Origin of the sequence: Gordonia sp. HS-NH1 (assembly GCF_001418765.1) — a bacterium.
Taxonomy (GTDB): Bacteria; Actinomycetota; Actinomycetes; order Mycobacteriales; family Mycobacteriaceae; genus Gordonia.
This window is the reverse complement of the sequence record NZ_LIYC01000030.1, coordinates 19,163-41,725: the sequence shown is the minus strand read 5'-3', so window position 1 is coordinate 41,725 and position 22,563 is coordinate 19,163. Positions and strand designations below refer to the sequence as shown.

At 67.0% G+C, this 22,563-nt stretch carries 22 protein-coding genes and 1 pseudogene; 17 read left to right on the top strand and 6 right to left on the bottom strand.

Going from position 1 to position 22,563, the window contains the following annotated elements; genetic code table 11:
• The first annotated feature begins 174 nt into the window (after positions 1 to 174).
• From nthB to AMD30_RS25825, 11 genes and pseudogenes are all read left to right on the top strand, one after another.
• The gene (gene nthB / locus AMD30_RS17960; protein WP_055476541.1) at positions 175 to 876 is read left to right on the top strand and encodes a nitrile hydratase subunit beta; all 702 of its coding nucleotides are present in this window, start codon (positions 175 to 177) and stop codon (positions 874 to 876) included.
• Positions 873 to 1,478 carry a nitrile hydratase subunit alpha gene (nthA, locus tag AMD30_RS17955; RefSeq protein ID WP_055476540.1) on the top strand — a complete coding sequence of 202 codons (606 nt, stop codon included), beginning with the start codon at positions 873 to 875 and terminating at the stop codon, positions 1,476 to 1,478. The genes nthB and nthA overlap by 4 nt, the downstream gene beginning before the upstream one ends.
• Positions 1,475 to 1,891 carry a nitrile hydratase accessory protein gene (locus AMD30_RS17950; protein WP_055476539.1) on the top strand — a complete coding sequence of 139 codons (417 nt, stop codon included), beginning with the start codon at positions 1,475 to 1,477 and terminating at the stop codon, positions 1,889 to 1,891. Before nthA ends, AMD30_RS17950 begins: the two co-directional genes overlap by 4 nt.
• Before the next feature lie 46 nt (positions 1,892 to 1,937).
• A complete protein-coding gene (locus AMD30_RS17945) occupies positions 1,938 to 2,165 on the top strand; it encodes a CbtB domain-containing protein (protein WP_055476538.1) in 228 nt (75 codons plus the stop codon).
• 22 nt (positions 2,166 to 2,187) lie between these two features.
• Positions 2,188 to 3,000 carry a CbtA family protein gene (locus tag AMD30_RS17940; RefSeq protein ID WP_055476537.1) on the top strand — a complete coding sequence of 271 codons (813 nt, stop codon included), beginning with the start codon at positions 2,188 to 2,190 and terminating at the stop codon, positions 2,998 to 3,000.
• Between the two features lie 25 nt (positions 3,001 to 3,025).
• On the top strand, positions 3,026 to 3,499 hold the full coding sequence (locus AMD30_RS17935; RefSeq protein WP_055476536.1) for a group I truncated hemoglobin: 474 nt from the start codon (positions 3,026 to 3,028) through the stop codon (positions 3,497 to 3,499).
• A gap of 62 nt (positions 3,500 to 3,561) precedes the next feature.
• Complete coding sequence (locus AMD30_RS17930; protein ID WP_055476535.1) at positions 3,562 to 3,783, top strand: ferredoxin; 222 nt, start codon at positions 3,562 to 3,564, stop codon at positions 3,781 to 3,783.
• A gap of 120 nt (positions 3,784 to 3,903) precedes the next feature.
• Positions 3,904 to 4,971 (top strand): aliphatic aldoxime dehydratase, encoded by a 1,068-nt coding sequence (gene oxdA / locus AMD30_RS17925; RefSeq protein ID WP_055476534.1) that lies wholly within the window; start codon positions 3,904 to 3,906, stop codon positions 4,969 to 4,971.
• Positions 4,972 to 5,235: 264 nt separating this feature from the next.
• Positions 5,236 to 6,285, top strand: coding sequence for an ABC transporter substrate-binding protein (locus AMD30_RS17920; protein ID WP_055476551.1), 1,050 nt, complete (start codon positions 5,236 to 5,238; stop codon positions 6,283 to 6,285).
• Positions 6,282 to 7,367, top strand: coding sequence for a FecCD family ABC transporter permease (locus tag AMD30_RS17915; RefSeq protein ID WP_055476533.1), 1,086 nt, complete (start codon positions 6,282 to 6,284; stop codon positions 7,365 to 7,367). Before AMD30_RS17920 ends, AMD30_RS17915 begins: the two co-directional genes overlap by 4 nt.
• A gap of 28 nt (positions 7,368 to 7,395) precedes the next feature.
• Positions 7,396 to 7,905 (top strand): annotated as a pseudogene (locus AMD30_RS25825) (ABC transporter ATP-binding protein); the annotation flags it as partial.
• Positions 7,906 to 8,227: 322 nt separating this feature from the next.
• On the opposite strand, the gene AMD30_RS17905 reads toward AMD30_RS25825, so the two are convergent.
• The 4 genes from AMD30_RS17905 to AMD30_RS17890 form a co-directional block, all read right to left on the bottom strand.
• Positions 8,228 to 10,576 (bottom strand): HelD family protein, encoded by a 2,349-nt coding sequence (locus AMD30_RS17905; protein WP_055476532.1) that lies wholly within the window; start codon positions 10,574 to 10,576, stop codon positions 8,228 to 8,230.
• On the bottom strand, positions 10,573 to 11,235 hold the full coding sequence (locus AMD30_RS17900; protein WP_231632768.1) for a hypothetical protein: 663 nt from the start codon (positions 11,233 to 11,235) through the stop codon (positions 10,573 to 10,575). Before AMD30_RS17900 ends, AMD30_RS17905 begins: the two co-directional genes overlap by 4 nt.
• Before the next feature lie 136 nt (positions 11,236 to 11,371).
• The gene (locus AMD30_RS17895; protein ID WP_010844351.1) at positions 11,372 to 12,466 is read right to left on the bottom strand and encodes a DoxX family protein; all 1,095 of its coding nucleotides are present in this window, start codon (positions 12,464 to 12,466) and stop codon (positions 11,372 to 11,374) included.
• Positions 12,467 to 12,732: 266 nt separating this feature from the next.
• Positions 12,733 to 13,431: an MBL fold metallo-hydrolase gene (locus AMD30_RS17890; protein ID WP_014927051.1), complete on the bottom strand. Its 699-nt coding sequence runs from the start codon at positions 13,429 to 13,431 to the stop codon at positions 12,733 to 12,735.
• A 242-nt stretch (positions 13,432 to 13,673) separates the two neighbouring features.
• Between AMD30_RS17890 and uvrA the strand changes: the two genes are divergently transcribed.
• Positions 13,674 to 16,556 (top strand): excinuclease ABC subunit UvrA, encoded by a 2,883-nt coding sequence (gene uvrA / locus AMD30_RS17885; protein ID WP_055476531.1) that lies wholly within the window; start codon positions 13,674 to 13,676, stop codon positions 16,554 to 16,556.
• Positions 16,557 to 16,651: 95 nt separating this feature from the next.
• Here the strand turns inward: uvrA and AMD30_RS17880 are convergent, their stop codons facing one another.
• A complete protein-coding gene (locus AMD30_RS17880) occupies positions 16,652 to 16,939 on the bottom strand; it encodes a hypothetical protein (protein ID WP_010844354.1) in 288 nt (95 codons plus the stop codon).
• Between the two features lie 69 nt (positions 16,940 to 17,008).
• Entirely contained in the window at positions 17,009 to 17,434 is a 426-nt protein-coding gene (locus AMD30_RS17875; RefSeq protein ID WP_010844355.1) for a DUF1844 domain-containing protein, read from the bottom strand.
• 267 nt (positions 17,435 to 17,701) lie between these two features.
• Here AMD30_RS17875 and infC point away from each other — a divergent pair, with 267 nt between their 5' ends.
• The 5 genes from infC (at position 17,702) to AMD30_RS17850 (ending at position 22,456) form a co-directional block, all read left to right on the top strand.
• Complete coding sequence (gene infC / locus AMD30_RS17870) at positions 17,702 to 18,343, top strand: translation initiation factor IF-3 (RefSeq protein WP_084817310.1); 642 nt, start codon at positions 17,702 to 17,704, stop codon at positions 18,341 to 18,343.
• 116 nt (positions 18,344 to 18,459) lie between these two features.
• A complete protein-coding gene (gene rpmI, locus AMD30_RS17865) occupies positions 18,460 to 18,654 on the top strand; it encodes a 50S ribosomal protein L35 (protein ID WP_004018754.1) in 195 nt (64 codons plus the stop codon).
• A 43-nt stretch (positions 18,655 to 18,697) separates the two neighbouring features.
• Positions 18,698 to 19,078, top strand: a complete 381-nt coding sequence (gene rplT, locus AMD30_RS17860) for a 50S ribosomal protein L20 (protein WP_010844357.1) — start codon at positions 18,698 to 18,700, stop codon at positions 19,076 to 19,078.
• A gap of 47 nt (positions 19,079 to 19,125) precedes the next feature.
• Positions 19,126 to 19,935, top strand: a complete 810-nt coding sequence (locus AMD30_RS17855) for a TrmH family RNA methyltransferase (RefSeq protein WP_055476530.1) — start codon at positions 19,126 to 19,128, stop codon at positions 19,933 to 19,935.
• 46 nt (positions 19,936 to 19,981) lie between these two features.
• A complete protein-coding gene (locus AMD30_RS17850; RefSeq protein ID WP_055476529.1) occupies positions 19,982 to 22,456 on the top strand; it encodes a Tex family protein in 2,475 nt (824 codons plus the stop codon).
• Positions 22,457 to 22,563: the final 107 nt, after the last annotated feature.

Genomic DNA, 22,563 nt, shown 5'->3' with positions numbered 1-22,563 from the left:
TGGTGAGGGAGCTGCCGCCCGACCGCACCGCTGCTCGAACTCTCCGGAGAACAAGAGCGTGAGCAGGATCGCGAATCGGGATTCTCGCGGACCGGGCTCCGCGAGAACGACTGTCAAGCGTCAGACGGTGCGCGACGTGCTCGCCGTTGCACAAGAAAACAAGGAGGCCATCTCATGAACGGTGTTTTTGATCTCGGTGGGACCGACGGTCTCGGTCCGGTCGTCGTCGTCGAGGACGAGCCGGTGTTCCGCGCCGAGTGGGAAAAGCCGATGTTCACCATGTTCCCGGCGTGCTTCCGTGCCGGGTACTTCGGAGTCGATTCGTTTCGGCACGGCATGGAGAAGATGGACCCTGCGGTCTATCTGAAGGCTCCGTACTACGAGCACTGGCTGTACTCGATCGAGAATCACGCCATTGCCGCCGGTGCGATCGATCCGGCCGAACTCGATCGCCGCACCGAGTACTACCTCGCGAACCCGGATGCCCCGTTGCCTGAGCACGAGGAGTCCGAGGAACTCATCGATTTCGTCAACGCTGTCGTCCCGGCCGGCGCGACAGCCATCCGCGCGACCGACAAAGTCGCCAGGTTCAGTCCGGGTGATGCGGTGACGGTGACCGACGTGAGCCCGTTTGGTCACACCCGGCGTGCACGGTACGTCCGGGGCAAGACGGGAACCGTTGTGGCGCATCATGGCTCGTTCATCTACCCGGACACCGCCGGCAACGGACTGGGCGAAGACCCCGAACACGTCTACACGGTGAAGTTCGCCGCCGCGGAACTGTGGGGTACCGGCTACGCAGACCCGAACAGCTCCGTCTACTTCGACGTGTGGGACCCCTACATCGAATTCGCAACAGAAGGAGCAGACAAGTGAGCAACGGAGTACCCAGCCAGGAAGAAATCGCCGCGCGCGTCAAGGCCCTGGAGTCGATGCTCATCGAGAACGGAGTGATGACCACCTCGATGGTCGACCGCATCGTCGACATCTACGAGAACGAGGTCGGCCCACAGCTCGGCGCCAAGGTCGTCGCCAAGGCCTGGACAGACCCCGACTACCGCGCGCGGCTCCTCGCCGATGCCACCGAGGCCTGCAAGGAATTGGGCATCAGCGGCCTGCAGGGCGAGGACATGCGGGTCCTCGAGGACACCGAGACCGTCCACCACGCGATCGTGTGCACCCTGTGTTCCTGCTACCCGTGGCCGGTGCTCGGGCTGCCGCCGAACTGGTACAAGGAACCTCAGTACCGTGCGCGCATCGTGCGTGAACCACGCAAGGTCCTCGCCGAGGATTTCGGGTACGACATCCCCGAGACCACCGAGATCCGGATCTGGGACTCCAGTTCAGAAATGCGGTACTGGGTCCTGCCCCAGCGACCCGCCGGCACTGACGGCTGGACCGAGGAACAGCTCGCCGACCTGGTGACCCGGGACTCCATGATCGGTGTCGGACCGGTCAAGGAAGCGATGGCGTCATGAGGACCATCGCACCGATCTCGGCCGAGCAGCGTCAGACAGTCGAAGACCTGGTCTGTGATCTGCCCGGTGGTCGACCCGAGGACCTCGCATTCAACAGCCCGTGGGAGATCAGGGCGTTCGCGCTCGCCGTGGCGGCCCACCAGAGCGGCCACTATGAGTGGACACAGTTCCAGGGCGCGCTCATCGCCTCGATCCAGGAGTGGGAGACCTCGGTCGCGGACCTGTCAGACGAATCCTGGTCCTACTACCAGCACTGGGTCACAGCGCTCGAACACGTCCTCTCCGAAGTCGGCGCCGTGCACCCCGGCGATGTCGCCGGCCGCACCGCTCGTGTCCTGGCCACGCCACCGAACCGCAACCACCACAAAGCCGTTCTCGAACCAGTCGCCATCGACCGCGCCACGACGTCCTGAGGCATCAGGGCACCCGCCGGTCATCCCGCCCCAAGGAGGCAACGTCATGTCCAACACCGCAGCCCACACCCGCACCGCCGTCCGCGGCTGGGCGGTACCGCATCTGGAGACCGCGTCCGTCGCACTCACTCTGAGTCTGACGACCGCGCTGGCACTGCTTGCGTACTACTTCATCGGCTACGACCAGGGAGCGGTGTCGATCTTCGGATCCGACACCCACGTGCACGAGTTCGTGCACGATGCCCGCCACTTCCTCGGCTTCCCGTGCCACTGACGCACCGACGGACACCAGACCAATGGAGAAGAAGTTCATCGGCGCGGGTCTCTGCGCCGGCCTGATCTCAGGCATCATCACCTATGTCTTCGCCCGCCTCTTTCTTCAGCCACAGGTGAGCGCGGCGATCACCTATGAGGAGGGTCGCGCAAGCGCACAGGAGGCACTCGACAGCGCCGGTGCACACGCGCACGACCACGGCGAGGTCTTCAGCCGGGCCATGCAGGCGAATCTGGGCGCCGCCGTCGGCAGCATCGCGTTCGCGCTCTGCATGGGCGCCCTGTTCGCCGTCGCATTCACCCTCCTGTGGAGCCACGTCGGCAGTCGCCACCCCGACACCGACCCGCGGTGGGTTGCCGCGGCGCTGGGCGCAGCCGGGTTCATCTCGGTGTTCGCCATCCCGTATCTCGTCTATCCCGCCAACCCGCCCGCGGTCGGCAGCGACGAGACCATCGGAGCACGGACCAGCGCATTCCTCACCATCACACTCGTGTCCGTTCTGGCCGCGGTCGCCTCGACGATGCTGGTGACCGGTTGGCTACGAGCGCGATTCGGAGGGCTCGTCTCAGCACTGGCCGGTGTGGCCGTGTACCTGGCGGCCATCGCGGTCACAGCCACCATCCTGCCGAGGTTCGACGAAGTGCCCGGTCCACTCATGAACGGCTCCGCGATCGCCTACCCGGGTTTCCCCGCCGATGTTCTCGGCGCCTTCCGGATGTACACCATCGCCGATCATGCCGTTCTGTGGGCCTCACTCACGACGGTGTTCGCCCTGTTCCTCACGGCGCTGCGGCAGACACGACGGCCCGAAGCAGCAACGTTTCAGCCCAAATGATTCATCGACACACCAAGGAGAGAACATGACCGAGCCCGCAAGCCTCTACGACCGGCTGGGTGGACTGGAGACAGTGAAGTTCCTGGCGAAAACACTTGTGGTACGGGCAATGTTGAACCCGACCATCGGGCACATCTGGAACCACAAGACCGAAGCCGAAGTCCAGGAGGAGATCAGTGGATTCGTCGAATTCCTGGGCATGCACTGGGGTGGCCCGCACACCTACCACGGACCCGACATGGCCACGTCCCACAGGGGCATGGGAATCACCGAAGAGTACTGGGACGCACTGTTCGACGACATCGTCACACCGGCGTTCGCGGAGTTCGACATCCCGGCGAGGGAAGCAGAGGACATCGAAGCCTTTCTGAGGTCGTACAGGTCGGTCATCGTGGGCAGCCCGACCTTCAAGGATGTCATCAAGGAACACCCTGACATGGACGTGATGGCAGGGATGAAGAGTGTCGGCGTGACCTGGCCGGCATCAACGGACGCATAGGTGCCCGACTGTCTCTGTGGCCGGTTCCCGAGACGACCTGCGAAGTGACGGAAGGAGTTTCGATGTCCGAACAGCGCTGGCATTCGGAGGTCTCGCGCCACTGCATCGGTGCCGGCCTCTGTGTCTCTGTCGCGCCCGACCACTTCGAGTTCACGGAGGGGCGCGCACAGAGCACAACTGCGGTCATGGAGAGCGCGGACGATGTCGTCAGCGTTCGCCGGGCCGCCGCCATCTGTCCCGCGCAAGCCATCGCAGTGACGACGATCCAGACCGGCCCGTCCTGATTCCGCGACGCCGCACCACATTGCCGCGAACGCGAGCCCGCCTCCGGTGGCAATCCCGGCCCGTGGCGGCAGACCTCGGCCGGCGACTCAGTACAGAATCTCTGAAAGGAGCAGCCCTCCATGGAATCCGCGATCGACACCCACCTCGCCTGTCCGCGCAGTATCTCCCGCCGGGTGCCAGCCGACTATCAGCCACCGTTCCCCATGTGGGTCGGACGCGCCGACCACCAGATCGAGCAGGTCACCATGGGCTACCTCGGGGTCCAATCCCGCGGTGAAGACCAGCGATTCGCCGCGTTGGGGGCGGTCAGACACCTGGTGGACAGTCTTTCCACCGCCGACGGCACGCAGCACCACGACATCACCCACCATGTCGACAACCAGGGTTACGACAACTACATCGTCGTCGGCTACTGGAACGACCCCGCAACCTTCCGCCGATGGTTGCGTTCACCCGAGGTCGACCAGTGGTGGACATCAGAGGACCGAATCACCGATGGCATCGGCTATTTCCGAGAGATCATCTCCCCGCGAGTCGACCAGTTCGAGACTCTCTACGCATTCCAGGAGCAGCTTCCCGGAGTCGGTGCACTCATGAGCGACATCAGTGGCGAGATCAACGAGCACGGATACTGGGGATCGATGCGCGAACGTGTCCCGCTCTCCCAGACGGACTGGATGCAGCCCGCGGAGACCGACACCCTCCACATCGTTTCCGGGGACCCACATTCCGGCGGCCGAGTGGTCGTGGCCGGTCACGACAACATCGCGCTGATCAGGTCCGGTCAGGACTGGCGCGAAGCCGGAGTGGAAGAGCGAGCACTCTATCTCGACGAAATCCAACCGACACTACAAGCCGGCATGGATTTCCTCCGCGACAACGGCGCCGACGTCGGTTGCTACAGCAACCGGATGGTGCGCAACATCGACGTCGACGGCAATCCCGTCGACGAGTCCTACAACATCGGACACTGGCGATCACTCGAGAGGCTGGAACGCTGGGCAGAATCCCATCCCACCCATCTGCGCATCTTCACCACATTCTTCAAGGTCGCCGGCGATCTCGACAAACTCCGTCTGTATCACGAGGTCTCGGTATCCTCCGGTGCCGATCAGACCTTCGAGTACATCAACTGCCATCCCGCGACCGGAATGATGCGAGATGCCACACCGGGTCCCGCCGCCTGACCTGACACTCGTGCACCGCTGATGTGAGGCGGACGATTCGGACAAGACGGATTCGGACAAGACAAGGGGACGGCGTATGGTGACCCTGGCCGCTGGTGCGGCGCCGATCGGTCGAGAGAATCCGGTGTGAATCCGGAACTGACGCGCAACGGTGAGTGTCCGGCCCCCGCCTGGGGCCGGATGCGAGTCCGATCGCTCCTCCGATCCGGCACAGGTGAACCGAGGTCCCGCGAACGGACCTACGACCAGAAAGTGTTCCCACTCATGCCCATGTCAGCTCTGCGCTGCGCACTCACCCTGGCTGTGTCGGCCCTGAGCCTCGCCGCGTGCGGCAGTTCGACCACCGGACCTGACGCCTCGGCGGGCGGCAAGGAAACCTCCATCTCGCTCGAGAACTGCGGTCGAACGATCCACGTCGAGACTCCGCCACAGCGAGTGGTCTCGCTCAACCAGGCCTCCACGGAGATCCTGCTGTCGTTGGGACTTGCTGATCGCATGGTCGGGACCGCGACGTGGACCGATCCGGTGCGCGCGAACCTTGCCGAAGCCAACGCCTCGGTCCCGAGGCTCGCCGACAACAAACCCACCATGGAGACGGTGCTCGGGGCCAATCCCGATTTCGTGACCGCGTCGTTCGGCTCGTCTGTGGGCGACGGGGGATCGGCGGGCCGGGATCAATACGAGAAACTCGGTGTGCCCACCTACCTTTCGCCGACCGACAACGGTTGCAGCGGTGAGGTGTCGTCGGCATCCAACGCTGACGGTGCGCGGACGACCCCGTACACGATGGACAGCGTCTATCAGGAGATCCGGGATCTCGCAGCGATCTTCGGGGTCGACGAACGTGGCGACGAGTTCATCGGCGAGCTGCAGGACCGCGTGCGAGCGGCATCTCATCCGGTCGACGAGGCAGGCGTATCGCTTGCGTTCTGGTTCGCCGACACCCACACCCCGTACATGGCGGGTTGTTGTGGTTCCTCGGGCGCGATCAGCCGAGCCGTCGGCGCGACGAACGTCTTCGCCGACACCACCGACGAATGGCCGCAGGTGCCATGGGAGACGGTCGCCGATCGCGATCCCACCGCACTGGTACTGGCCGACCTGAGCAGGCGCAGCATCGACGGCGACGCACTCGACAGCAAGATCGCGTTCCTCGAATCCAATCCGGTCACCTCCCAGATGAGGGCCGTGCGTGACAAGCGCTACGTCATCGTCAACGGCGCGGACCTGAACCCGACGATCCGCACCGTCGACGGGATGGAGAAGGTCGCCACTGCCCTCCAGGACTGGAACCTCGTGACTCCTCGGTCATGAGCACCGGTGCAGTCGAATCGGGGGTTCGGGTGTCCGGCGGCCCCGCTGTGCCCGCGCCGCGTCATGAGTCCGCGACCGTTTTCGCGGCGGTTGTCGTCGTCGGCGTCGCGCTACTGGTCGTCTCGGTCGCGGTAACGGTCACGTTCGGGCCGGCGGACCTGTCGGTACGCGACGTGTACGCCGTCATCGGTGCGCACTGGGGCATCGGCTCATCAGGTCTGACCGCACTGCAGGACGGCATCGTCTGGCAGCTCCGGCTCCCGCGCACCCTACTCGCCGCGGTGTGCGGTGCGGGTCTCGCATTATGTGGCGCGATCATGCAATCGCTGCTCCGCAACCCGCTGGCCGACCCCTTCGTCCTCGGCATCTCCTCGGGTGCCTCGACCGGCGCAGTCCTGGTGGCGATCCTCGGGATCGGGGGCGGCGCCGTCTCGCTGTCGATGGGCGCGTTCGGCGGCGCGGTGCTGGCGTTCGCCACAGTCATCGCCCTCGCCGCCGGCGCGGGAGGAGGAACCGCGCGGGTCATCCTCGCGGGAGTCGCGGGCACGCAACTGTTCTCCGCGGTGACCTCGTTCATCGTCATGTCCTCGGCGAACGCCGAACAGACCCGTGGCGTGCTGTTCTGGCTACTCGGTTCACTCAGTGGCGCCGACTGGACCGACGTCATGGTCTGCGGTGCGATCACGAGCTTCGGAATCATCGTGTGCCTGCTGATGTCCTCGTCGCTCGACGCGTTCACCTTCGGCAACTCCGCCGCGTCGTCGTTGGGCGTGTCCGTCCGTCGGGTCCGGTTCCTGTTGCTCACGGTGACCGCTCTGATCACGGCGTCACTGGTCAGCGCCGCCGGCGCGATCGGATTCGTCGGCCTGGTCCTGCCACATGCGGCCAGGCTCCTCGTCGGCCCGCGGCATGGGCGGTTACTTCCGGCCACCATCCTCGTCGGTGCGGTGTTCATGGTCTGGGTCGACGCAGTCGCGCGCACTCTCTTCGCTCCGCAGGAGATTCCGGTCGGTGTCGTCACGGCGCTGGTCGGCGTCCCGGCCTTTGCTCTCATCCTGTTCCGGATGCGTGGCAGCCAGTGACCCCACCCACGCGGAGATCGGTGCGCTGATGCCGCTACACGCCAAGCACATCGGATGGAGCCGCGGCGGCCACCTCGTACTCGACGGGGTCACCGTCGAACCCACCCCGGGTGAGACCATCGGACTCCTGGGGCCGAACGGGTCCGGAAAGTCGTCGCTCCTCGGTCTCCTGGCCGGGGTTCACCATCCAGACACCGGGCGAGTTCTGCTCGACGACAACGACATCCGAACGCTGCGCCGGCGTGACGTCGCGCGACGAGTGGCCATCGTCGAGCAACAGGCCGACACAGAAGTCGACATCACGGTCGGCGACATCGTCCGACTCGGGCGCATCCCACACCGAGGCATGTTCGGAGGTGACGAGGTCGCCGACCGCTCGGCGATCGACGAGGCACTCGCCCACACCGGCATGCTCGGGTATCGGAATCGCCGTTGGCACACGCTTTCCGGCGGCGAGCGCCAACGCGTCCAGATCGCGCGGGCGCTTGCACAGCAACCCGACGAACTGCTTCTCGACGAACCGACGAACCACCTCGACATCTCTCACCAGCTCGACCTCCTGGCCCTGGTCTCCGATCTCCCGATGACCAGTTACATCGCGCTGCACGATCTCAACCTCGCGGCGATGTTCTGCGACCGCGTCGTCGTTCTCGCCCACGGGTCGATCGTCGCACTCGGCACCCCGGCCGAAGTGATCACCGAGCAACTCGTCGAGCACGTGTACTCTGTTCGCGCCCACATCACCGTCGACGATGGAATCCCGCAGGTGACGTGGAGCAGGTACAGACGAGACCGGCTGCTGCACAACGAGTCACCGCACCAGCACGTCGCCGGCACGCGACCCTGACCCCCGCGGCCGATCAGCCGTCCGGGAGGTCGTCGAGTACGTCGGGGAGGTCGTCGCGATGGACGACGACGAGTCGCTGGGTCGCCCGGGTGAGGGCGACGTACAGGTCGCTGAGTCCGCGCGGCGACTGGTCGATGATCGCAGCGGGCTCGACGACGATCGTCGTGTCGAACTCCAGGCCCTTGCAGCTTCGTACCGTGTACACCCGGGGCGGCTCGCGGTCGGTGAGGGCGAAGCCGTCCGGCGACAGAGCCGCATGGATCACGTCGTGCAGGTGATCGGGGACCACGACGGCGGTGAGGCCCTCGGGTTCGGCGAGCGCGACGGCTCGGAGGACGGTGGCGACGATGTCCTGCGGCGACCCACCGTTCGCACGCAGTGCCACCGGTTCGATCCCGTTGCTGCGCAGAGAGGTCGGCGCCTTCTCGCCGTTGCCGATCTCGTCGAGCACACGGGCCGCGTACTCCATGATCTCGCTGGGCGTTCGGTAGTTGACCGATAGTTCCTTGAACTGCCAGCGGCTCGCGACGTACGGCTCGAGGACCTCGCCCCACGAGCGGGTGCCCGCCTCGTCGGACGTCTGGGCGGTGTCGCCGATGATCGTCATCCACCGATTCGGGATGCGCCGCATCACCATGCGCCAGGCCATCGCCGAGAGCTCCTGGGCCTCGTCGACGATGACGTGGCCGAACGTCCAGGTCCGGTCGCCGTAGGCGCGCTCGGCTGTGGTGGCGCGCCGGGTCTCGGTCTGGCGGGAGGCGAGTTGCTCGGCATCGATCAGGTCGTAGGCCATCAGGATCTCGGGGTCGAGTTCGTCCTCGAGGTCCTGAGGCGCCGAGCCGGTCAGGATGTCCAGGGCGTCTTGTGCGTCGGCGAGCTGGCGGCGCCAGCGTGCGCGTTCGGCCCGCTCGGCGTCCTCGGTGCCATAACCGATCAGCTCGGCGAGCTCGTCCAGCAGCGGGACGTCGGCCGGTGAGAAATCCTCGCCCGTCGTCGTGGCCGGCCGCGACGACCGCTGCAGCGCAGCACGATCGGCGTCCGTCCATCCCGGGGTGGCCTTGCGTATCGCGCGCTCGTCGGCGAGGAGGTCGCGCAACAGTGCCTGCGGCGTGAGGGTCGGCCAGTATCGCAACAGCGCGGCACGGATGTCGGGATCGCGGCTCATGTCGTCGCGGATGTCGGCGATGTCGGCGGGACTGAGCAATTGTGAGCCGTCGAGCAGGCTCGATCCGATCGTCGCCGCGTGCCGCGCGGCGAGCTCGGCGAGTCCCGCCTTGAGGAAGGCGTTCTGCGACAGGTTGTGGGCGCGACGCGTGGCGCGGGCCTTGGCGCGCGCGGTCTTGATCAGCTCGGAGTCGATCTCGACCCGGTAGCTGTCGAAATCCACCGCCTCGGGCCGGGACGGCAGCGACTGCTGTGCGCGGACCGCTCGCTTGAGTACGTCGACCATCCGCAGTCCACCCTTGACCGCCGCGGTCGGCCGCGGGTCCTCGGTGCCCGCCCGCACGCCGGGGAACAGATCCCCGATGGTCGACAGGAGTACGCCGGACTCGCCCAGTGAGGGGAGCACCTGGCCGATGTAGTTCAGGAAGTCGTCATTGGGTCCGATGATGAGAATGCCACTGCGCGAGAGGTTCTCGCGATGGGTGTAGAGCAGATAGGCGGCCCGGTGGAGTGCGACCGCGGTCTTGCCGGTGCCGGGGCCCCCCTGGATGACGGTGACTCCCCGGTGGGTTGAGCGGATGATCAGGTCCTGCTCGCGCTGGATGGTCTCGACGATGTCGGTCATCTCACCGGTGCGCGCCGCATTGAGTGCTGCCACCAGTGCCGACTCGTTGACGACGTCGCCGTGCCCGAAGTCGTCGAGTAGGGCATCGCCGGCGGTCAGGGACTCGTCGCTGACGCCGCGGACCTTGCGGCTGCGGGTGCGGATGTGCCGACGGCGCGCGACGTCCTCGGGCGCCGCCGGGGTCGCCAGATAGAACGGACGGGCCAGGGGAGCGCGCCAGTCGAGCAGGAGGGTGGCGTCGGTTGCGGTGGCGTCGAGCTCGCCGTCGTCGGCGAAACCGTCGTCGAGGACACCGATGCGTCCGATGCGCCGGACCTCGCCGTCTTCGAGATCGAGTCGTCCGAAGTACAGATTGTGTTCGGCGGCATCGAATTTGGCGAGATCCTCGTTGTACATCCGCTCGTACGACTCGCGCTCGGACAAGGCCTGCGGGGTGCCGCCTCGCTCGGACAACGTCGACGACAACCGGCGCTGCGTGGTCCGCCGCATCCGGTCGAGGCGGCCGTATACGCGGTCGAGGTGCCGTTGTTCCTCGTCCACCCGGGGATCGGTGTCCGGAGAGAGCGCGGTCATCGGCCGTGTCCGATCGGCAGCGGATCGTCGGACCCGCACGGCCGGGACAATCCGGCGGCCCGGATCCGGGCGGTCGTCGCCTGAGGATCGGCCGCCAGTCGGGTGCACACCTGCGATGCCCGGGCAGCGAGGGACAGATCGTCGAGCTGCAGGGACAACCACGCGAGAACGTCGGCCTGCGGAGCGAAGGGGAGTGGTTCACCGGTCACCGGGTCGGCGAGCACGCCGTGCCGGGACACGTAGAGGTCGAAATCCGTGGGCAGGGGCGGCCGATCGTCCGAGAGGAGAGTGGCGGGCCGGCCATGTGTCAAGGGGTGGTCGCGCGTATTCACTGTCTGTCGATGGTAGTTGGGTTCGGTGGCGTCCAGTGCCGCGACGTGTGCGGGACCGAGCCAGGCCGCGATGGTCCCGATTGTCTGTTGACCTGCGAACACCGGGGCAGCAGGTAGATAGCCGCGGGCCGCGACATGCGCGGAATGGCCGACTGTGATGTTCGTGACGTGGACCGCCTGCAGGCAGATGGTGTCCGCCGACGGCACGTGCGCCAGCTTGCGGCGCAGGACGTCCGGGGCTGCGTTGGATCCGACTGCGACGACCAGCCGGGCGCCGACGGGCGGAACGGTCCCGAACGCCGGATGGCCGAGCACGTCCTGTAGCATTGCCTCTCTCAGCGCCACGGACGCGGGCACCCAGGGATAATCCTCCGGCGGGTGCACCGCGTCCGTGGTCGTGAGATCGGTTGTGTTCAGGGTCGTGCTCGTATCTTGTGCTCGTTCGCGAAAGGATCCCGAGGGATCAGCGACGTGCCTTGCGCAGACGCTTGCGGCCCTGATCGGCCGAGTCCTCGGCGGCTGCGGCGAGCTGACGCGCGGTCTCGGCGAGCTCGGCCGATCGTGCGCGGGCCACGTCGGCCAGCTCGGCGGAGCGGTCGCGGGCCACGTCGGCGAACTCGGGTGCGCGCTTGCGCGCGGTGTCGGCGAGATCCGACGCGCGGTCGCGGGCGGAATCGGCGATCTTCGGAGCCTTCTTCTTGGCCTGCTTCTGCGCCTTCTTGGCCTGCTTCTGGGCCTTCTCGGCTCGCTTCTGCGCTTCCTTGACGAGCTTCGGGCCTCGCTTGCGGGCGGTCTCGGCGAGATCCGACGAGCGCGCGAGAGCGGTGTCGGCGAGTTCCGACGAACGAACGAGCGCCGCATCGGCCAGAACCGGGGCGCGGTCACGGATGCGGTCGGCGACGTCGGATGCGGTGTCCGCAGCCTTCTCGGCGAACTCGAGCGAACGCTTCTGCGCGGCCTCGGCGATCTCGGGAGCGTGCTCGCGGAACTTCGCCGCGGCGTCGGCAGACCGCTCCGAGACGATCTCGGCGCCGTCGTGCGTGCGTTCGACGAGGTGTTCCCAGGTCGACGACCCGGCGGCGGCACCGATCGGCAGGGCCGCGGCGACGGCGGAAGCCTTCTGACGTCCGCGCCACGCGAGCGAGGGCTTGCCCTCGGTGTCGACGGCAGCCAGGAGAACGCCGCCGAGGAGACCGACGTTCTTGATGAAGGCGTTGCGCTGCGCTTCCTTCCTGACCGGGTCCGCCTCGTTCCAGAAATCGGTGCCGGCCGCGGTGGTCGGGATCAGTGTCCCGGCCAGGACGACCGACGCGACTCGCGGGAACTTACCGGTCGCGAGGAGGATGCCGCCGCCGATCTGGGCGGCCGCGTTGATCTGGACCAGCGTCTCGGTGTTCTCCGGGATCCGGCCGGCCACCTCCGGCGGGAGCGACGACCGGGCCTTGTCCACAACCGGTTCCGCGGATTGCGCGATCGGTTTGGGGCTCCGGATGGCGTCCACGCCGCTGGCGACGAACGCCGAGGCGAGGAGCGGACGGGCTATACGGCGGAGAATCATCGGTCACAACCTTCTTCAGTCGGGTTTGGCTATCGAGATCCGTCGGGTGAAGCACGTTTCTGGCCCGTTCAACGCTACCCTCTCGCGACGAATCTGCAGGTCACTCGGCGTGCCGTGATGAGTTTGCCGCTCGCGGGGCCTCCCGGGTCACGTCTCGCCGAACGATCCGATGAACAGGTAACCGTCCACGACGAAGACCAAACACCCGGTGTTCACGAGCGTCGCTCGCGCCACAGTGGTCACCCGCGACGCTCGCGCCGCAGTGGTCACCAGCGGCGCTCGCGCCAGTCCGGCAACGACCCGCGCTCGGCACCCAGAGTCGTGTCCTTGCCATGTCCGGGATAGACGACGGTCGAGTCGTCGAACCGGTCGAACAGCTTCGTCGAGACATCCTCGAGGAGGGTGTCGAAGTCCTCCGGCTTCCAGGTCTTCCCGATGCCGCCCGGGAAGAGGCAGTCGCCGGTGAACAGGTGCACGGTTCGCTCGCCGCCGTCACTCACGTCGGTGAGGGCGAGGGCGATCGACCCCGGAGTGTGTCCGACGAGGTGGATGGCCTCGAAGGAGAGGTCGCCGACCTCGATCACGTCACCGTCGTCGACGAGGCGGTCGGGTGCGACCGGGAGTTCGCCGGCGTCGAGTCGTCCGGCAGCGGTGGGAACCCCGGTCGACTCGGCCACAGCGGCGAGGGCCTGCCAATGGTCGAAGTGCTGATGGGTCGTGAAGATCAGTTTCGGGGTCCCCTCGACAGCCGAGAGCACCTCGGTGATCGTGTCCGCGTCGTTGGCTGCGTCGATGATCAGCTGATCACCTGTCGCGCGGGAGGTCACCACGTAGACGTTGTTGTCCATCGGACCGACGGACAACTTCACGATCGTGGCCGACGACAGCGTGCGGCGCTGCGGGGTCTTCGACTCGGAGAGATCGCCGGTGTAGGTGTCACTGATCGGTGTCGCTTCGGAGGTCATGCCGACAGGCTATGACAGCGGGCGGCCGGAATGTGACGGTCGTGACCCTGAGGGTTTGCGTGGCGCGCGTATCCTGGACTATCGGTTCGACGATGACACACGGGCGGCGAGACCGATCGCCCGGTCGTCGGACTCCGAATCTTTCCCGGGGCGAGCTCGTGATGACGATCCTGTCGGTGGCCGTCGGTACTGTGCCCCTGCGCCGGTCGTGCGCCCTGTGACTCGAGAATGTTAGGACTGCAGTGGTTGATCGTCTGATCGTCCGAGGTGCCCGCGAACACAATCTGCGCGGCATCGATGTCGACCTGCCCCGGGACAGCCTCATCGTCTTCACCGGGCTGTCGGGATCGGGCAAGTCGTCCCTGGCCTTCGACACGATCTTCGCGGAGGGCCAGCGGCGCTACGTCGAGTCGCTGTCCGCCTACGCGAGGCAGTTCCTCGGGCAGATGGACAAGCCGGACGTGGACTTCATCGAGGGGCTCTCGCCCGCGGTGTCCATCGATCAGAAGTCCACCAACCGCAATCCTCGGTCGACCGTCGGCACGATCACCGAGGTCTACGACTACCTGCGTCTGCTCTACGCCCGCGCGGGCAAGGCGCACTGCCCGATCTGCGGCGAGCCCATCGCCAAGCAGACGCCGCAGCAGATCGTCGACCAGGTCCTCGCCATGGACGAGGGCACGCGTTTCCAGGTCCTCGCGCCGGTTGTCCGCACGCGCAAGGGTGAGTTCGTCGACCTGTTCGCCGAACTCCAGACGCAGGGCTTCTCACGTGCGCGCATCGACGGGGTCGTGCACCCGCTGACCGATCCGCCGAAGCTGAAGAAGCAGGAGAAGCACGACATCGAGGTGGTCGTGGACCGCCTGGTGGTCAAGAGCAGTGCCAAACAGCGCCTGACGGATTCGGTCGAGACCGGTCTGCGCCTGGCCGACGGCATCATCGTGCTCGACTTCGTCGACCTCGACGAGGACGACCCGGAGCGCGAGCGGCGCTTCTCGGAGCGGATGGCCTGCCCGAACGCGCATCCGATCGCGATCGACGACCTCGAACCGCGGTCGTTCTCGTTCAATTCGCCCTACGGCGCCTGCCCGGAATGCGACGGGCTCGGCGTCCGCAAGGAGGTCGACGAGGAACTGGTCGTGCCCGACCCGGAGATGTCACTCGCCGAGGGTGCGATCGCGCCGTGGTCGACCGGACACAACGCCGACTATTTCCTCCGGTTGATGTCGGGTCTGGCCGACCAGATGAAGTTCGACATCAACACGCCTTGGAAGAAGCTGCCCATCAAGGCACGTCGGGCTCTGCTCAACGGCAGCGATCACCAGGTCCACGTCAAGTTCCGCAACCGATACGGCCGGACCCGGTCGTACTACACCGAGTTCGAGGGTGTCCTCTCGTTCCTCGCGCGCCGCATGGACCAGACCGAGTCCGAGCAGATGAAGGAGCGCTACGAGGGCTACATGCGCGACGTGCCGTGCCCCGCATGTCAGGGTGCGCGCCTCCGCCCCGAGATCCTCGCGGTGACGCTCGATCACCCGGAGTACGGGCCGAAGTCGATCGCCGAGGTGTGTGCACTGTCGGTCGCCGACTGTGCCGACTTCCTCGACCAGCTGCAGCTCGACTCGCGGCAGGCAGCCATCGCCGGCCGTGTCCTCAAAGAGGTCCAGGCCCGCATCCGGTTCCTGCTCGACGTCGGGCTCGAGTACCTGTCCCTGGAGCGCGCGGCGGGTTCGCTGTCGGGCGGTGAGGCACAGCGCATCCGACTGGCCACCCAGATCGGATCCGGCCTCGCGGGCGTGCTCTACGTCCTCGACGAGCCGTCGATCGGTCTGCACCAGCGCGACAACCGCCGGCTCATCGACACGCTGACCCGTCTTCGGGATCTCGGCAACACACTCATCGTCGTCGAACACGACGAGGACACCATCCGCGCGGCCGACTGGATCGTCGACATCGGTCCCCGGGCCGGCGAGCACGGCGGCCACGTCGTGCACAGCGGTAGCTACAAGGACCTGCTGAAGAACCGGAAGTCGCTGACCGGTGCGTACCTCGCGGGTCGCGACACGTTGCCGGTGCCGGAGATCCGCCGGCCGATCGACCGCAAGCGGCAGTTGACCGTGGTCGGTGCGCGCGAGCACAACCTGCGTGGCATCGACGTGTCATTTCCGCTCGGCGTGATGACCGCGGTGACCGGTGTTTCGGGGTCGGGCAAGTCGACGCTCGTCAACGACATCCTGGCGACCGTGCTCGCCAACAAACTCAACGGTGCGCGGCAGGTGCCCGGACGTCACACGCGAATCAAGGGTCTGGACAACCTGGACAAGCTCGTCCAGGTCGACCAGTCGCCGATCGGCCGCACCCCGCGGTCCAACCCGGCCACCTACACCGGTGTCTTCGACAAGATCAGGACGCTCTTCGCGGCGACCACCGAGGCCAAGGTGCGCGGCTACCAACCGGGCCGGTTCTCGTTCAACGTCAAGGGCGGCCGCTGCGAGGCGTGCACCGGCGAGGGCACGATCAAGATCGAGATGAACTTCCTGCCGGACGTCTACGTCCCGTGCGAGGTCTGCCACGGTGCGCGCTACAACCGGGAGACCCTCGAAGTGCACTACAAGGGCAAGACCATCTCCGAGGTCCTCGACATGCCGATCGAAGAGGCAGCCGACTTCTTCGAACCCGTCACGTCGATCCACCGCTACCTCAAGACACTGGTCGACGTCGGTCTCGGTTACGTCCGGCTCGGACAGCCGGCACCGACCCTGTCCGGTGGCGAGGCGCAGCGCGTCAAGCTGGCCGCCGAGTTGCAGAAGCGGTCGATGGGCCGGACCGTCTACATCCTCGACGAACCCACCACCGGGCTTCACTTCGAGGACATCAAGAAGCTGCTCGCCGTGATCAACGGCCTGGTCGACAAGGGCAACACGGTCATCGTGATCGAGCACAACCTCGACGTCATCAAGACGGCCGACTGGGTCATCGACATGGGACCCGAGGGCGGCGCAGGCGGCGGGACCGTCGTCGCCGAAGGTGTCCCGGAGGACATCGCGGCGACCCCGGGCAGCCACACCGGCAAGTTCCTGGCCGAGATCGTCGACATCGACCGCGCGGTGGCGTCGGTCGGCTGACCCACCGGACAGAATCGCCACTTCCGTTGCAGCAGCGCTGGTCACAGCCTGCGCGTCTGCGGGGAAGTGGCGATTACGTGTAAGTGTTGCCGGGCCTACTTGCCCATCGACTTGCGGATCTCATCGAGACGTTTCTTCGCGGCCTCGTCGCGCTTGCGCATCATCTCGTCGACGCTGTGTCCTTCCGGACTGGCCTCCGCGAGCTCCTGGGAACCGATCGCGGTCGTGATCCGGTTCTCGATCTTGTCGCGGACGAAATCGAAGGTCGGGACGCCGCTGTCGGAGTAGTTCGGATCGGGGAACGCTCCCGGTACCGGGGCGGTCGGCACGATCTCGGCATCGACGATCTCGTCGGATCCCCCGGGCTCATCGGCATTCGTCATGAGTCCAGGGTAGAGGGTTTCGACACGGCTCGTCGCTACGCTCCTCGCCTGCTCAACCAGCAGGAACCGCTACCGCCGAGGCGCGCGAACCGGACCGGTGTACTTCTCGCCCGGGCCCTCGCCGGGCTCGTCCGGGTAGGCACTCGCCTCCCGGAACGCCAGCTGCAGGCTCTTCAGGCCGTCACGGATGGGCGCGGCATGGATGCCGAGATCGGCCTTCGACGCGTCGACGATGCCGGCCAGGGCGGTGATCAGGGTGCGGGCCTCGGGGAGGTCGATGCGGTCGGCGGGGGTGCCCTCGGCCAGTCCGAGCTTCTCGGCCGCCGCACTCATCAGCATGACGATGGACCGGGTGATGACCTCGATGGCCGGAATATCGCCCAGGTCACGGACGTTGTCCGGATCGGTGTGCGCTGCATCTCCCGTGTCGGCGCCGCCACCCGTCGCACCTTCCGGGGGTAACGGTGCAGGTGACGAATAGGAGTTCTCGGCCATGGCTGTTAGACTCCCATAGCACGACCGCCCTGGTATGCGCCGGGGTCGTAAGTGGAGTTCCGCTCCCACCGTTCGACGCGAGGTCACTCGCAGTCGCACGGTCCGGTTCACGCCGATCGTCGCAGATCGCATCTTTCGATGCTGAGCTGTACATCGGCGGCAACGTGTGTCAGTGATGGCATCCGCGTTGCGAACCGGTCGGTATCGGAGCCCCGCGGACAAAAGTCCCGGGGCTTCCTTGCTGAGGTGTCCCGCAGGTTCTCTTGCATACGTCCCTCGCCACGACGCGACGGTTACCACTGCAGGATTGAACAAGGAGGCCCCATCAGCACTGAGACCCGCATCAACGAGCGCATCCGCGTCCCTGAGGTCCGACTCGTCGGACCCAACTCGGAGCAGGTGGGCATCGTGCGTGTTGAAGATGCGCTTCGCTTGGCCTACGAGGCCGATCTCGACCTGGTCGAGGTGGCTCCGGACGCCCGTCCGCCGGTCTGCAAGATCATGGACTACGGCAAGTTCAAGTACGAAGCGGCCCAGAAGCAGCGCGAATCGCGTCGCAATCAGCAGATGACCGTCATCAAGGAGCAGAAGCTCCGTCCCAAGATCGACGACCACGATTACGAGACCAAGAAGGGTCACGTCATCCGGTTCCTCGAGGCGGGATCCAAGGTGAAGGTCACCATCATGTTCCGCGGCCGCGAGCAGTCCCGTCCCGAGCTCGGCTACCGACTGTTGCAGCGCCTGGGCAACGACGTCGCCGACTACGGCTTCGTCGAGACGTCGGCCAAGCAGGACGGTCGCAACATGACGATGGTCCTCGCCCCGCACAAGGGCGCGAAGACCCGCCAGAAGGCGCAAGAGAGCCGTGAACGTTCCGGTGGCCCGAAGGCCGCCGCGGACGAGAACTGAGTCGATCGGCCGGACGAGAGTCCGAACCGTTCCGGCCGAGATCACGACACGCGAACCCGGTACACACCGGACCTCGCCAGGTCCGGTGCCCGAGTTCGCCCGAGAGAAGGAAGAACATGCCGAAGAGCAAGACCCACAAGGGCACCGCGAAGCGCTTCAAGGTGACCGGCAGCGGAAAGATCGTCCGCCAGAAGGCCAACCGCCGCCACCTGCTCGAGCACAAGTCGTCCAAGCGCACCCGTCGTCTCGACGGCACCACCGTCGTCAGCGAGAACGACGCCCCGCGCATCAAGCGACTGCTCAACCGCTGACGCCAGCGACCCCAGACATCTGACAAGCAAAAGGATCTAACACATGGCACGCGTGAAAAGGGCCGTCAACGCCCAGAAGAAGCGTCGGTCCACCCTCGAGGCCTCCAAGGGCTACCGCGGACAGCGGTCGCGCCTGTACCGTAAGGCGAAGGAGCAGCAGCTCCACTCGCTGAACTACGCCTACCGCGACCGTCGCGCGCGCAAGGGTGAGTTCCGCAAGCTGTGGATCTCGCGTATCAACGCCGCGGCCCGCGCCAACGACATCACCTACAACCGACTCATCCAGGGCCTCAAGGCCGCTGGTGTCGAGGTCGACCGCAAGGTGCTCGCCGACATCGCCGTGACCGATCCCGAGGCCTTCACCGGTCTGGTCGAGGTCGCCCGCAAGGCACTGCCGGCCGACGTCAACGCCCCGGCTGCCTGATTGCGCCCCAGCACCCACGACCCGCGAGTCGCGCGGACGAGCCTCCGATGACGGAGATCCTGTCCGAGCGATCCTCGCGGGTCGTGTCGTATGCGAAGCTGCATCGCGCCGCCGAGCGGCGGGAGCAGGGTCGCTTCCTCGCCGAAGGGGCGAACGCCGTCGCGTCGGCGCTCTCCGTCGGACGGGTCGAGGCGCTCCTGATCGCCGACGAGGAGCACCACCGCCACCGCGCTCTCGTCGACACCGCCGCGGCGGCCGACATACCGGTGTCGGTGATCACCGACCGTGCCGCGTCCAAACTCGCGGAGACATCCACGCCCGCAGGTATCTTCGCGATCTGTCCGCTTCTCGACGTTCCGCTCGAGTCCGCTCTCGCCGGTGAACCCCGGCTCCTGGCGATCGCCGTCGAGGCCCGTGAGCCCGGCAATGCGGGGACGCTGATCAGGTGCGCCGACGCGATGGGCGCCGACGCCGTCGTCCTGCTGGGCGACGCCGTCGATCCGCACAACGGCAAGTGCGTCCGGGCGAGTGCGGGAAGCGTGTTCACGGTGCCCGTGGTGCGCGAGCGGTCCGTCGAGGACGCGCTCGACGCCATTCGCGCGGCCGGTGTCACGCTGCTCGCCACGGCGGCCGACGGCGAGGTCGACCTGGACTCCGCCGGCGACATCCTCGCCGGCCGCGTCGCCTGGCTCTTCGGCAACGAGGCGCACGGGCTGCCGCCGCACACTCAGCGCTCGGCCGACCATCGCGTGTCCATTCCGATCCGCGGTCGCGCGGAGAGCCTGAATGTCGCTGCCGCGGCGGCCATCTGTCTGTACGAGAGCGCTCGCGTCCACCGCGCGGCGGGTCGCGTCTGACCGCTGTCCGAGTCGGCCGGTAGGGTCGGCGATCGTGTCAGAAACTGTGTCACCCGACTCCGCCCCCGAACCCGCGCCCTCGACCCCCGGCTCGCCGGCCGCCGCACCGCAGACGGTGCCCGCGCCCGATCCCGCGGTCGTGAACTCCCGCATCGCCTCGGCGATCGCCACCGAGCTCGGTGTGGGCGTCGGCCAGGTGCGGGCGGCGATCGAACTGCTCGACGGTGGATCGACCGTTCCGTTCGTCGCCCGGTACCGCAAGGAGGCCACCGGTGGTCTCGACGACGCGCAACTCCGCACGCTCGACGAGCGTCTCGGCTACCTGCGCGACCTCGAAGCCCGACGTCAGGCGGTCCGCGAATCGATCGCCGCGCAGGGCAAGCTCGACGCCGCTCTCGACGCACGCATCCTCGAGGCCGACACCAAGGCGCGCCTCGAGGACATCTACCTTCCCTACAAGCCCAAGCGCCGCACCAAGGCCCAGATCGCGCGCGAGGCCGGCCACGAGCCCGTGGCCGATGCGTTGCTCTCGGACCCGACGACGGACCCGTCGACCTTCACCGCCGAGCAACTCGACGGTGCTCGCGCGATCGCGGTGGAGCGGTTCGCCGAGGACGCCGACCTGGTCGGTGAACTCCGCGAACTGATGTGGCAGACGGGAGTGCTGCGCACCGCGGTTCGCGAGGGCAAGGAGTCGGCCGGCGCCAAGTTCGCCGACTACTTCGAGTTCTCCGAACCGTTCACCTCGCTGCCGTCGCATCGGGTCCTGGCGGTGCTGCGCGGGGAGCGCGAGGAGATCCTCTCGGTCACTCTCGACGCCGATCCCGAGGCGGCCGATCGACCCGCCGGCCCCGGGCCGTACGAGCAGCGGATCGCCGCCCGTTTCGGCATCTCCGATCAGGGCCGTCCCGCCGACCGCTGGCTTGTCGACACGGTGCGATGGGCATGGCGCACCAAGCTCTTCGTCGGGTTGTCCCTCGATGTCCGGATGCGGCTGCGTCAGGCCGCGGAAGCGGATGCGGTCGCCGTGTTCGCGACGAACCTCAAAGACCTCCTGCTGGCCGCGCCCGCCGGATCGCGCACGACCATGGGGCTCGATCCGGGTCTGCGGACCGGTGTGAAGGTCGCCGTCGTGAACGCGACCGGCAAGGTCGTGGACACCGCGACGATCTACCCCCACGAGCCCCGGCGTGACAAGTCCGGCTCGCTGGCCGTGCTGGGCGCGCTGGTCGAGAAGCACGGCGTCGAACTCATCGCCATCGGCAACGGCACCGCCTCGCGGGAGACCGACGCGCTCGCCGGGGAACTGCTGTCCGCGATCAAGGCGGCCGGCAAGACTCCGCCGACGAGCGTCGTCGTGTCCGAGGCCGGTGCCTCGGTGTACTCCGCGTCGGCCTACGCCTCGAAGGAGCTGCCCGACCTCGACGTCTCCATCCGCGGCGCGGTCTCGATCGCGCGTCGACTCCAGGACCCGCTCGCAGAGCTCGTGAAGATCGACCCGAAGTCCATCGGGGTCGGCCAGTACCAGCACGACATCTCCGAGACCCTGCTCGCGCGCTCGCTCGGCGCGGTCGTCGAAGACGCGGTGAACGCGGTGGGCGTCGACGTGAACACCGCCTCGGTGCCCCTGCTGTCCCGGGTCTCCGGCATCACCGCCGGTCTCGCGGAATCGATTGTCGCGCACCGTGACACCAACGGCGCGTTCCGGAATCGCAAGCAGATCACAGCTGTACCCCGACTCGGACCCAAGGCGTTCGAACAGTGCGCAGGCTTCCTGCGCATCGCCGACGGCGACAATCCGCTCGACGCGTCGAGCGTGCACCCCGAGGCGTATCCGGTCGTCACTCGCATCATCGAGAAGGTGGGCACCGACGTCCGGTCGCTGATCGGTGACACCGCGACCCTCACCACGCTGCGTCCCGAGGAGTTCGTCGACGAGACGTTCGGTCGTCCGACCGTCGTCGACATCATCGCCGAACTGGACAAGCCGGGACGCGACCCGCGTCCCGAGTTCAAGACCGCCACCTTCGCCACCGGTATCGAGAAGGTCTCCGACCTCACCCCGGGCATGGTCCTCGAAGGTCAGGTCACCAACGTGGCCGCCTTCGGTGCGTTCGTCGACGTGGGTGTCCACCAGGACGGACTCGTCCACGTCTCCGCGATGGCGCACCGCTTCGTCTCCGACCCCCACGAGGTCGTCAAGTCCGGTGACATCGTGAAGGTGAAGGTCATGGACGTCGACGTCGAACGCAAGCGCATCGGCTTGTCGCTCCGGCTAGACGACGAGCCGGGGAGCGATGGCAAGCCTGCCCGCGCACCTCGCGGTCAGGCGCGTGAGGACTCTCCGCGCGGCGGCGGGCAGCCGCGTAAGAACGACCAGCGCGGCGGCGGTCGCGGCAACCCGGCCGGGCAGGGTGGCCGGGGAGGTCAGGCCAATCGAGGCGGGAATCGCAACGATCGGCGGCCGGCGCCCAGCGGAGCGATGGCCGACGCGCTCAAGCGAGCCGGCTTCGGCAAGTAGCGTCACAGCCCCGGCGGTCCGGTTTCTCGAACCGGGCCGCCACGGGCACAGGTGGTGTCCAGAGGTTCCGGCCGGCGTCCGGCGACACGGGAATTGCTGACCCCGAC